Raw genomic sequence first — 10,716 nt, 5'->3', positions numbered from 1 at the left:
CCGCTTTCGACCGAGAAGATCGAACCGTCAAAAGAGCCAAACATCACCGCTCTTTCAACTCCTTCCAGGCTTCGATGAACTGAAGCAAGCCGCTGTCGAAAACTGCGTAACTCGTTGAATCTCAAGGAGTTTTACGTTTCGACTGCGCCGGAAGTGGGGCGAATTATAGACTTCCTGAATCTGCCGTCAACCGTTAATTTCAGTTTTCTTTCAACAACTTACAGATCGGTTAAAAAACGCACAAATCCATCTATATATAGGCAGGAAACAGCCTTCTTCTATATAGAAGATAGAAGCGATACTCAAAGCACTCCATCAGCCTTGAGTGCCTCTACCGCGCCAGCGCCCAGACCCAGCACCCGCTGCAAAACCTCCAACGTATGCTCGCCCAATAAAGGAGGCGCGCGAAGGTACTCGACCGGCGTCTGCGACAGCCGGATCGGACTCGCCACCTGCGGGACCATCCCCGCCAGTGCATGCGGCAGCTCTATCGCCAACCCCCGCGCCTTCACCTGCGGATCCTCAAACACCTGGGACAGATCATTGATCGGCCCACACGGCACGCCCGCCTGCTCCAACTGCGCCACCCATTCGGCGGTGGTCTTGAATACCGTCGCCTGGCGGATCAGGGGAATCAACACCGCGCGGTTAGCCACCCGCAGCTTGTTAGTCGCGAATCGCGGATCGTCCGCCCACTGCGGCTGGCCCGCCACCTCGGCAAACTTGCGGAACTGGCCGTCATTGCCAACGGTAAGAATGAAATCACCGTCGGCCGTCGGGAAGTCCTGATAAGGCACGATGTTCGGGTGTGCATTACCCAGTCGTTTCGGCGCATTGCCAGTAGTCAGGTAGTTCATTGCCTGGTTCGCCAGGCATGCGACCTGTACATCCAGCAAAGCCATATCGATGTGCTGCCCGCCACCGTCGTGATCACGATGAGCCAGCGCCGCCAAAATCGCCACGGTCGAATATAGCCCCGTAAGAATGTCCGTCAGCGCCACTCCCACCTTCACCGGCCCGGCGCCTTCATCACCTTCAGGACGACCGGTCAGGCTCATCAGCCCGCCCAGCCCCTGGATCATGAAGTCATAACCGGCACGCTTGGCATACGGCCCGGTTTGACCGAACCCGGTGATCGAACAATAGATCAGGTCCGGATTGATCGCCTTCAGCGACTCGTAGTCCAGCCCATAGGCAGCCAGTCCACCGACCTTGAAGTTCTCGATCAGAATGTCCGACTTGGCCGCGAGGTCCCGCACAAGCTGCTGCCCCTCGGGGCGAGTGAAGTCGATCGTCACCGATTGCTTGTTGCGGTTGGCCGACAGGTAATAAGCCGCCTCGCTGGTGTTCTCACCATAAGCGCCCTTAAGGAAGGGCGGCCCCCAGGCGCGCGTGTCGTCGCCATTGCCCGGGCGCTCGACCTTGATCACCTCGGCGCCAAGGTCGGCGAGAATCTGTCCGGCCCACGGCCCGGCCAGCACGCGTGATAAATCCAGTACTCGCAGATGCGACAGCGCGCCCATGGTCGCTCTCCTGTTAATAGAACGCCTGCAGACCGGTTTGCGCGCGACCGAGGATCAGCGCGTGAACGTCATGGGTGCCTTCATAGGTATTCACCACTTCCAGGTTGACCAGATGACGGGCCACACCGAACTCGTCAGAGATACCGTTGCCACCCAGCATGTCACGGGCCATGCGAGCGATATCCAGCGACTTGCCACAGGAGTTGCGCTTCATGATCGAAGTGATTTCGACCGCCGCAGTGCCCTCATCCTTCATGCGCCCCAGACGCAGACAGCCTTGCAGCGCCAGAGTGATCTCGGTCTGCATGTCGGCCAGCTTCTTCTGGATCAGTTGGGTAGCGGCCAATGGACGCCCGAACTGCTGACGATCGAGGGTGTACTGGCGAGCGGTGTGCCAGCAGAACTCGGCAGCTCCCAAGGCTCCCCAAGAGATGCCGTAGCGTGCGGAGTTCAGGCAGGTGAACGGGCCTTTCAGACCGCGCACATCCGGGAAGATGTTCTCTTCCGGGACAAACACGTTGTCCATGACGATTTCGCCGGTGATCGAGGCGCGCAGGCCGACCTTGCCGTGAATCGCCGGTGCGCTCAGGCCCTTCCAGCCTTTTTCCAGTACGAAGCCACGGATGTCGCCGGCATCGTCTTTGGCCCAGACTACAAATACGTCGGCGATGGGGCTGTTGGTGATCCACATCTTGGCGCCGGTCAGGCTGTAGCCGCCGTCGACTTTGCGCGCACGGGTGATCATCGCACCCGGGTCGGAACCGTGGTTTGGCTCGGTCAGACCGAAGCAGCCGATCCATTCACCGGAGGCCAGTTTCGGCAGGTATTTCTGTTTCTGGGCTTCTGTGCCGAATTCGTTGATTGGCACCATTACCAGCGACGATTGCACACTCATCATCGAGCGGTAGCCGGAGTCGACACGCTCCACTTCGCGAGCAATCAGGCCGTAGCTGACATAGTTCAGGCCGCTGCCGCCGTACTGCTCAGGGATGGTCGCGCCGAGCAGGCCGACTTCGCCCATTTCGCGAAAGATCGCCGGGTCGGTTTTCTCATGGCGGAAAGCTTCAAGCACGCGGGGCGCCAGGCTCTGCTGAGCGAATTGGGCGGCGGTGTCACGGATCATGCGCTCTTCTTCGGTGAGCTGTTGATCCAGCAGCAGGGGATCGATCCAATTGAAGCTAGCTTTACCGCCCATGAGTGTGTCCTCGCAAATCGGTGAATTAACGTGGCATTGATCCTAGGCCCGGTTCGCCAGCGCGGCAAACGAGGATTTCGCATCCTGTTGTGCTAATTTCTCACTCCGAAACGTCGCTGAATGCCTTTTATGCGGCGCATTAGTGAGGTTGACGTACATGCGCAGGAAGATCCCCAGCACCACCGCCCTGATCAGCTTCGAAGCTGCCGCCCGGCACGAGAGCTTTACCAAGGCTGCCGAAGAACTTTCCCTCACCCAGGGCGCCATTTGCCGACAGATCGCTAGCCTTGAGGAGTTCCTCAGTGTGGAACTGTTCCGACGCTCGCGACGCGGAGTGAAGCTGACGGAAGCAGGCCTTTCCTACAGCCGTCGGGTGGCCACGCAACTCGATGCCGTCGAGCGCGACACGCTCTCGGTCATGGGCCAGCAGGGCGCCAACGTGATCGAACTGGCGGTGGTGCCCACCTTCGGCACGCAATGGCTGCTGCCACGGCTCAAGGACTTCCAGCTCAAACACCCGGAAGTAACGGTCAATCTCACCAACCGCACCCGCCCATTCCTGTTTGCCGACACTGATTTCGATGCGGCAATCTACTTTGGCGACGCCGATTGGTCGGGTACCGAATCCCACAGGCTGATGGGCGAAAATCCGATGCCGGTATGCAGCCCCGCTCTCCTCGGCAGCAAGAAACATCTGACACCCAACGAGATTGCCGAGCTGCCTCTGTTGCAGCAAACCACCCGTCCCTACGCCTGGCGCCAATGGTTCAATTCACAGCACCTGAACATCCCACGCGACATGACAGGCCCGCGCTACGAGCTATTCTCCATGCTGGCCCAAGCGGCCATGCACGACATGGGCATCGCGCTGATTCCACCGTTTCTGATTCAGCGCGAATTGGCCGAGAAACGCCTGGTGGTCGCCAACCCGAATGCGCTTTCCAGCATCAAGGCGTATTACCTGATGATTCCGGAGCGAAAGGTCGAATCGGCATCACTCAAGGCTTTTCGCGATTGGCTGGTCAATCAGGCAAACAGCTACAGCCTAGAAGGATAAAGGCTTACAGCGATTACTAACCCGGTAGTCAGGAAAATCAAAGCCCTACAGATATAAGTATTTGTCGCAAAATCACAGACTGTATCCGAAAGTCGTACAGACGTCCCACAAGCGCCTGAAGACGTGGCTTTGAGCCTTCATCCACGACTCATTACGGCCTATTCACGCCACCGATGAGAAATTTTTTCAAATTCAGCCAGAATCCTTGCAAGGCACGGCCTGCAAGGGATTCAACTGGTCATCTGCGACATTCGGTCACGGGATGACTTGTAGTTAATTTTCCGTCACCCGTCATAATCCCTTGAAGGGCATAAAGTTCGCCTGCAAAATGCCGCGCCCCGCCCTGATTTGGCGGGATCGTGCTGATCGGCCGCCCCAGTCGCACCATCCGCAGTGCCTGGGTTTACTCAATAAGATCACGCAGGAGATTTGACGTGCACATTGGTGTTCCTCTCGAAACCCAGACCGGTGAAACACGGGTTGCTGCAACCCCGGAAACCATTAAAAAGCTGATCAGCCAAGGTCATAAGGTCACTGTGCAAACCGGCGCCGGCGTTAAAGCCAGCGTTGTCGACAGTGCCTATGAAGCGGCGGGCGCAACCATTGGCAGTGCCAACAATGCGTTCGGCGCCGAGCTGATTCTCAAAGTGGTCGCCCCCAGCGACGCCGAACTGGCGCTGATCAAGCGCGGCACGGTGCTGGTGGGCATGCTCAACCCCTTCAATAACGACACCATCGCCAAAATGGCCGAGTGCGGGATCACCGCGTTCGCCCTCGAAGCGGCGCCGCGCACCTCTCGGGCGCAGAGTCTCGATGTGTTGTCGTCGCAGGCGAACATCGCCGGCTACAAGGCGGTGTTGCTGGCTGCGCACTACTATCCGCGCTTCATGCCAATGCTGATGACAGCTGCGGGCACCGTGAAAGCGGCGCGCGTGCTGATTCTGGGTGCCGGCGTGGCCGGGTTGCAGGCGATTGCCACGGCGAAACGTCTGGGTGCGGTGATCGAAGCGTCTGACGTGCGTCCGGCGGTGAAGGAACAGATCGAATCCCTCGGCGCGAAGTTCGTCGATGTGCCTTACGAGACTGACGAAGAGCGGGAATGCGCGGTCGGTGTCGGCGGTTACGCTCGCCCGATGCCGGCGAGCTGGATGCAACGTCAGGCCCAGGCTGTGCACGAACGCGCCAAGCAGGCCGACATCGTCATCACCACCGCACTGATCCCGGGCCGCAAGGCGCCGACACTGTTGAGCGCAGACACCGTGGCGCAGATGAAGCCGGGCTCGGTGGTCATCGACCTCGCGGCAGCTCAGGGCGGCAACTGCCCGCTGACCGTCGCCGATCAGGTCGTGGTCGAGAACGGCGTGACCATCGTCGGCCCGACCAACCTGGCCGGTGAAGTCGCTGCAGACGCCTCGGCGCTGTACGCCCGCAACCTGCTGGACTTCCTCAAGCTGGTGTTCACCAAAGAAGGCCAGTTCGACGTCAACCTCGAAGACGACATCGTCGCCGCGTGCCTGATGTGCCGCGACGGCCAAGTCATCCGCAAAAACGCCTAAGCAGGGATTCAGACGATGGAAGAGCTTATCTCCCCCGGTATCTACAACCTGATCATCTTCGTGCTGGCGATTTATGTCGGTTACCACGTGGTCTGGAACGTTACACCTGCGCTGCACACGCCGTTGATGGCGGTGACCAATGCCATTTCGGCAATCGTGATCGTCGGCGCCATGCTCGCTGCTGCGCTGACCGTCACGCCGCTGGGCAAGACCATGGGCACCCTCGCCGTGGCACTGGCTGCGGTCAACGTGTTTGGTGGCTTCCTGGTCACCCGCCGCATGCTTGAGATGTTCAAGAAGAAAGCCCCGAAAGCAAAAGAAGAGGCGCCGAAGTAATGAGCATGAATCTCGTCACGACGCTCTACCTGATCGCGTCGATCTGCTTTATCCAGGCCCTCAAAGGCCTGTCGCACCCGACCACATCGCGGCGCGGCAACCTGTTCGGCATGCTCGGCATGGCGCTGGCCATCCTCACCACCGTCGGCCTCATCTATAAGCTTGGGGCTGAGCTGGCGACTGCGGGTATCGGTTACGTGATCGTCGGCCTGCTGATCGGCGGCACCGCCGGTTCGATCATGGCCAAGCGCGTTGAAATGACCAAGATGCCGGAACTGGTCGCGTTCATGCACAGCATGATCGGTCTGGCGGCGGTGTTCATCGCCATTGCCGCGGTGGTCGAGCCGCAATCGCTGGGCATCGTCAAGCAACTGGGAGACTCGATCCCGGCGGGCAACCGTCTGGAGCTATTTCTCGGAGCGGCGATCGGTGCAATCACCTTCTCCGGTTCGGTGATCGCCTTCGGCAAGCTGTCGGGCAAGTACAAGTTCCGTCTGTTCCAGGGCGCACCGGTACAGTTTGCCGGTCAGCACAAGCTCAACGCAGTACTGGGTCTGGCGACACTGGTGCTGGGCGTGACCTTCATGCTCACCGGCAACCTCGCAGCGTTCGCGCTGATGCTGGCCCTGGCGTTCGTGATGGGCGTGCTGATCATCATCCCGATCGGCGGCGCCGACATGCCGGTGGTGGTGTCGATGCTCAACAGTTACTCGGGTTGGGCTGCAGCGGGTATCGGCTTCTCGCTGAACAACTCGATGCTGATCATTGCCGGCTCGCTGGTGGGTTCGAGCGGTGCGATTCTCTCGTACATCATGTGCAAGGCGATGAACCGTTCCTTCTTTAATGTATTGCTCGGCGGTTTCGGCAATACGGCTGACGCAGGACCTGCCGGAGCGAAAGAAGCCCGTCCGGTTAAATCCGGTTCGGCCGACGACGCAACCTTCCTGCTGACCAACGCCGACACCGTGATCATCGTCCCGGGTTACGGCCTGGCGGTGGCCCGCGCGCAGCACGCCTTGAAAGAACTGACCGAGAAACTGACCCACCGTGGCGTGACCGTGAAGTACGCGATCCACCCGGTGGCCGGTCGCATGCCCGGGCACATGAACGTCCTGCTCGCCGAGGCCGAAGTGCCTTACGACCAGGTGTTCGAGATGGAAGACATCAACTCCGAGTTCGGCCAGGCCGACGTGGTGCTGGTACTCGGCGCCAACGACGTGGTCAATCCGGCCGCCAAGAACGATCCGAAATCGCCGATTGCCGGCATGCCGATTCTCGAAGCGTTCAAGGCCAAGACCATCATCGTCAACAAGCGCTCGATGGCCAGCGGTTATGCCGGTCTGGACAACGAACTGTTCTACCTGGACAAGACCATGATGGTGTTCGGCGACGCGAAGAAAGTCATCGAAGACATGGTCAAAGCGGTGGAGTAATCCTCCGCAGCTGCACCGGACGCCCCGACTTGTCGGGGCGTTTTTGTTTGCGCACAGCGTCGGACAATTTGCCGCGTTGTTGCAGATCCGGTAACGGTGTTTTACTTCAAACCCGCTAAATAGACGCCTCGTTTGCGACCTTGGTAGCGGGACAGGCGCCCGCGAAATTCACTAGACTGCGCATCCTGCTACTCGCTTCCCGAGAAATAATCCATGTACCGTGACCGTATTCGCCTGCCTTCGTTGTTGGATAAAGTGATGAGCGCCGCCGACGCCGCCGCGCTGATTGAAGACGGCATGACCGTCGGCATGAGCGGCTTCACCCGCGCGGGCGAAGCCAAAGCTGTCCCTCACGCACTGGCCGAGCGAGCCAAGGTCACGCCGCTGAAGATCAGCCTGATGACCGGCGCGAGCCTGGGCAACGACCTCGACAAGCAACTGACCGAGGCCGGCGTGTTGTCGCGGCGCATGCCGTTCCAGGTCGATAGCACCTTGCGCAAGGCAATCAACGCCGGCGAAGTGATGTTCATCGACCAGCACCTGTCGGAAACCGTCGAGCAACTGCGCAACCAGCAACTGAAGCTGCCGGACATCGCGGTGATCGAAGCCGTGGCCATCACCGAGCAAGGCCACATCGTGCCGACCACCTCGGTGGGCAACTCGGCGAGCTTCGCGATTTTCGCCAAGCAGGTGATTGTCGAGATCAACCTGGCGCACAACGCCAACCTCGAAGGCCTGCATGACATCTATATCCCGACCTATCGCCCGACGCGCACGCCGATCCCGCTGGTGAAAGTCGACGATCGCATCGGCAGCACCGCGATCCCGATCCCGCCGGAGAAGATTGTCGCCATCGTCATCACTCAGCAGGCGGATTCGCCGTCCACGGTGTCGACCCCGGATGTCGACACCAATGCCATCGCCGAGCACCTGATCACCTTCTTCAAGCAGGAAGTCAATGCCGGGCGCATGACCAACAAGCTCGGCCCGTTGCAGGCCGGGATCGGCAACATCGCCAACGCGGTGATGTGCGGCCTGATCGATTCGCCGTTCGAAGACCTGACCATGTACTCCGAAGTGCTGCAGGACTCGACCTTCGACCTGATCGACGCCGGCAAGCTGAGCTTTGCGTCGGGCAGCTCGATCACTTTGTCGGAGCGGCGCAACAGCGACGTGTTCGGCAACCTGGAGAAGTACAAGGACAAACTGGTGCTGCGCCCGCAGGAAATCTCCAACCACCCGGAAGTGGTGCGTCGTCTGGGTATCATCGGTATCAACACTGCGCTGGAGTTCGACATCTACGGCAACGTCAACTCCACCCATGTCTGCGGTACGCGGATGATGAACGGCATTGGTGGCTCGGGCGACTTCGCGCGCAACGCACACCTCGCGGTGTTCGTGACCAAGTCGATCGCCAAGGGCGGCGCCATTTCCAGCGTGGTGCCGATGGTCAGCCACGTTGACCACACCGAGCATGACGTCGACATCCTGGTGACCGAAATCGGCCTGGCCGACCTGCGCGGCCTGGCCCCGCGCGAGCGCGCCCGGGTGATCATCGACAACTGTGTACACCCGGACTATCGCCAGGCGCTGAACGACTACTTCACCGCAGCGTGCGCCATCGGCGGCCATACCCCACACATCCTGCGAGAAGCCCTGAGCTGGCACATCAACCTGGAAGAAACCGGACGCATGCTCGCGGTGTAATCACACAGTCAAACCGCTGATGCAAACACAGTTTGTGTCAGCGGATTTTTTAACCCGCCACATCTGGCAAAAACTGTACTGCTGTACCGGTTATTTCCTACAGATTTTGCCTACCTCCTTCCTCGAATTGAGCAAAAACGCACCACATTAGTGCTGACAGGTACAGTTTGCTCAATTTCGACCCGTACACCCCCTATAAACAGTTAACTGGTCACTCACAATACAGTTGAACTGTATCTAGAGAGACTAGGCAAACGAGAGGATCATGGGCACCAGTTAAACCACTACCTGATCCCGCCACAAGCGGAAGGATGTCAACCATGGAACGTACACTCAGTTCCGAACTGTTCTTCGAAGACAAAGCTGCAAAAAACCAGGCTTCCCTGCCTCTGCGCGTTATCGCCAACCTGATGTTGTGGCAGCGCCGCATCTCCAGCCGCCACCAACTGGCTCGTCTGGATTCGCGTCTGCTGGCTGACGCCGGTATCAGCGAAGCACAACGCTACGAAGAGCTGAGCAAGCCGTTCTGGCGCTAGGTAGCGTCGCTGGCTCTGGTCGTCAGACCCACCGCCAGCAACCCGAATTGAACACACAAGACCCGTCGCGGGAAACCGCGACGGGTTTTGTCGTTTCAGGGTTCGAAAATGCCCGTACAGCAGAATAATCAAAGTACAGGTACAGTTCTCAATAAACAAAATCTGAACCAGTACAATTTTTCATGAGTGTATCTGCTCGCCAAACTGCATCGGGCGCAGCATGTCCTTAACCCTCCTCGGTTTAAGGAAAACGCCATGAAAGGCTTACAGGATGTTTCGACAGCTTCGACTCTACCTCGCGCTCACTCGCACCCGTTGCGGCGCTTGTTTCGCCCCCTGTGGCAAGGACTGGAGCGCGCCAGGACGCGGCGCCTGCTGGCTCAACTGGACCAGCGCGACCTAGCGGATCTGGGCCTCAGCCATGCCGATCGGCTCAGAGAACTGGAGAAACCATTCTGGCGCTAGCATTCTGCCCACTGTCCGAACCTCGCGCGCAGGCCTAATATCCACGCCAGAACGTGGCGAATCTTCTGTAACCCGCGTCTGAATCATCAGACACAAGCCACCTCTCAATACGGTTTACTATCAGGAGATCCACCATGTCCCGTCTTCGCCTGCTCAGCGCTGCCGCCTTGCTGGCCGTGGCTGCCAACGCCAGTGCCACCAGCTTCATTGTGACCACCGACGCCGTGGTTGGCGCGCTGAAATCCTCCTCGGATGCCACCTCCGATGTCAGCTCTTCGCTGCGTGACAACAAAGTCGTGATCGCCGCCCGTGACGACGCTGCCAGCTTCGTCGCCAGTGAAGGCCAGATCCGTGGCGTGAAACTGGAAAGCGCCCTCGACCTGATCCGCCATCAGGCACCGCAACTGAACGCGACCGACTTCCAACTGGCGCAAGCCATCCTCGCGATCTGATCCGACGATGCCGCACGGGGCACGCCAGTCGTGTCCCGATGTTTCGCCGCTGGCTCTGGCCCGGGCATTTGCGCTAGCCTTGAAGCTCGTTAACCGTTACCGAGTCTCATGCGTTTATTCAGACTGCTTTTCCCTTGCGTATTGGTCAGTGCCTTCTGGGCGACCTCGGTCGATGCCTTTGATGTATCCACACAAAACACCGTGGTCAGCGTTTGGGCGACCGGAATGGTGTCTTCCGCACCGTTCGACCGTAAACTGATCATCGCCGCTCACGATGACGCGGCGGCGTTTGTTGCCAGTGACGGTCAATTGCGCGGCGCGCAGCTCGAATCCGCCCTGCATTACTTGCGCAAATCCCGACCAAAACTTCATGTCAGCGACCTTGAACTGGCACAGGCAATTCTCGTCCAATAGTTATCATGATCCCTCGTTAACATTGCCCTCCGGAGTCGTTCC

11 protein-coding genes are annotated in these 10,716 nt (G+C 59.2%); 9 read left to right on the top strand and 2 right to left on the bottom strand.

Annotation, left to right across the window (positions count from 1 at the left end):
• Nucleotides 1-302: 302 nt before the first annotated feature.
• Together HDC30_RS25765 and HDC30_RS25760 are read right to left on the bottom strand one after the other, a co-directional pair.
• Nucleotides 303-1,523 carry a CaiB/BaiF CoA-transferase family protein gene (locus HDC30_RS25765; RefSeq protein ID WP_183785693.1) on the bottom strand — a complete coding sequence of 407 codons (1,221 nt, stop codon included), beginning with the start codon at nucleotides 1,521-1,523 and terminating at the stop codon, nucleotides 303-305.
• Between the two features lie 13 nt (nucleotides 1,524-1,536).
• Nucleotides 1,537-2,718 carry an acyl-CoA dehydrogenase gene (locus HDC30_RS25760; RefSeq protein WP_003220420.1) on the bottom strand — a complete coding sequence of 394 codons (1,182 nt, stop codon included), beginning with the start codon at nucleotides 2,716-2,718 and terminating at the stop codon, nucleotides 1,537-1,539.
• A gap of 157 nt (nucleotides 2,719-2,875) precedes the next feature.
• Between HDC30_RS25760 and HDC30_RS25755 the strand changes: the two genes are divergently transcribed.
• From HDC30_RS25755 to HDC30_RS25715, 9 genes are all read left to right on the top strand, one after another.
• A complete protein-coding gene (locus HDC30_RS25755; RefSeq protein ID WP_027610191.1) occupies nucleotides 2,876-3,775 on the top strand; it encodes a LysR family transcriptional regulator in 900 nt (299 codons plus the stop codon).
• A 434-nt stretch (nucleotides 3,776-4,209) separates the two neighbouring features.
• Nucleotides 4,210-5,331 carry a Re/Si-specific NAD(P)(+) transhydrogenase subunit alpha gene (locus HDC30_RS25750; protein ID WP_096797300.1) on the top strand — a complete coding sequence of 374 codons (1,122 nt, stop codon included), beginning with the start codon at nucleotides 4,210-4,212 and terminating at the stop codon, nucleotides 5,329-5,331.
• 15 nt (nucleotides 5,332-5,346) lie between these two features.
• Nucleotides 5,347-5,667 (top strand): NAD(P) transhydrogenase subunit alpha, encoded by a 321-nt coding sequence (locus HDC30_RS25745; RefSeq protein ID WP_003220416.1) that lies wholly within the window; start codon nucleotides 5,347-5,349, stop codon nucleotides 5,665-5,667.
• Nucleotides 5,667-7,100 carry an NAD(P)(+) transhydrogenase (Re/Si-specific) subunit beta gene (locus tag HDC30_RS25740; protein WP_095139707.1) on the top strand — a complete coding sequence of 478 codons (1,434 nt, stop codon included), beginning with the start codon at nucleotides 5,667-5,669 and terminating at the stop codon, nucleotides 7,098-7,100. The genes HDC30_RS25745 and HDC30_RS25740 overlap by 1 nt, the downstream gene beginning before the upstream one ends.
• A 213-nt stretch (nucleotides 7,101-7,313) precedes the next feature.
• Nucleotides 7,314-8,807 (top strand): acetyl-CoA hydrolase/transferase family protein, encoded by a 1,494-nt coding sequence (locus HDC30_RS25735; protein WP_027610193.1) that lies wholly within the window; start codon nucleotides 7,314-7,316, stop codon nucleotides 8,805-8,807.
• 320 nt (nucleotides 8,808-9,127) lie between these two features.
• The gene (locus HDC30_RS25730) at nucleotides 9,128-9,343 is read left to right on the top strand and encodes a DUF1127 domain-containing protein (protein ID WP_007962833.1); all 216 of its coding nucleotides are present in this window, start codon (nucleotides 9,128-9,130) and stop codon (nucleotides 9,341-9,343) included.
• A 255-nt stretch (nucleotides 9,344-9,598) separates the two neighbouring features.
• Nucleotides 9,599-9,808, top strand: coding sequence for a DUF1127 domain-containing protein (locus HDC30_RS25725; protein WP_027610194.1), 210 nt, complete (start codon nucleotides 9,599-9,601; stop codon nucleotides 9,806-9,808).
• Between the two features lie 134 nt (nucleotides 9,809-9,942).
• Nucleotides 9,943-10,260 carry a DUF2388 domain-containing protein gene (locus tag HDC30_RS25720; protein WP_183785691.1) on the top strand — a complete coding sequence of 106 codons (318 nt, stop codon included), beginning with the start codon at nucleotides 9,943-9,945 and terminating at the stop codon, nucleotides 10,258-10,260.
• A gap of 108 nt (nucleotides 10,261-10,368) precedes the next feature.
• Complete coding sequence (locus HDC30_RS25715) at nucleotides 10,369-10,674, top strand: DUF2388 domain-containing protein (RefSeq protein WP_027610195.1); 306 nt, start codon at nucleotides 10,369-10,371, stop codon at nucleotides 10,672-10,674.
• The last annotated feature ends 42 nt before the right edge of the window (nucleotides 10,675-10,716 follow it).

The organism is Pseudomonas sp. JAI115, assembly GCF_014200835.1.
Lineage (GTDB): Bacteria > Pseudomonadota > Gammaproteobacteria > Pseudomonadales > Pseudomonadaceae > Aquipseudomonas > Aquipseudomonas putida_A.
Note: the sequence above shows the minus strand (reverse complement) of the source record. Positions and strands in the feature narration are given on the sequence as shown.

What these genes read in the sequence shown, in the direction of transcription:
- HDC30_RS25735 (WP_027610193.1), top strand. Translation starts at nt 7,314, where the DNA reads ATGTACCGTGACCGTATTCGCCTGCCTTCGTTGTTGGATAAAGTGATG.
- HDC30_RS25760 (WP_003220420.1), bottom strand. Translation starts at nt 2,718, where the DNA reads ATGGGCGGTAAAGCTAGCTTCAATTGGATCGATCCCCTGCTGCTGGAT.
- HDC30_RS25755 (WP_027610191.1), top strand. Translation starts at nt 2,876, where the DNA reads ATGCGCAGGAAGATCCCCAGCACCACCGCCCTGATCAGCTTCGAAGCT.
- HDC30_RS25720 (WP_183785691.1), top strand. Translation starts at nt 9,943, where the DNA reads ATGTCCCGTCTTCGCCTGCTCAGCGCTGCCGCCTTGCTGGCCGTGGCT.
- HDC30_RS25740 (WP_095139707.1), top strand. Translation starts at nt 5,667, where the DNA reads ATGAGCATGAATCTCGTCACGACGCTCTACCTGATCGCGTCGATCTGC.
- HDC30_RS25715 (WP_027610195.1), top strand. Translation starts at nt 10,369, where the DNA reads ATGCGTTTATTCAGACTGCTTTTCCCTTGCGTATTGGTCAGTGCCTTC.
- HDC30_RS25725 (WP_027610194.1), top strand. Translation starts at nt 9,599, where the DNA reads ATGAAAGGCTTACAGGATGTTTCGACAGCTTCGACTCTACCTCGCGCT.
- HDC30_RS25730 (WP_007962833.1), top strand. Translation starts at nt 9,128, where the DNA reads ATGGAACGTACACTCAGTTCCGAACTGTTCTTCGAAGACAAAGCTGCA.
- HDC30_RS25745 (WP_003220416.1), top strand. Translation starts at nt 5,347, where the DNA reads ATGGAAGAGCTTATCTCCCCCGGTATCTACAACCTGATCATCTTCGTG.
- HDC30_RS25765 (WP_183785693.1), bottom strand. Translation starts at nt 1,523, where the DNA reads ATGGGCGCGCTGTCGCATCTGCGAGTACTGGATTTATCACGCGTGCTG.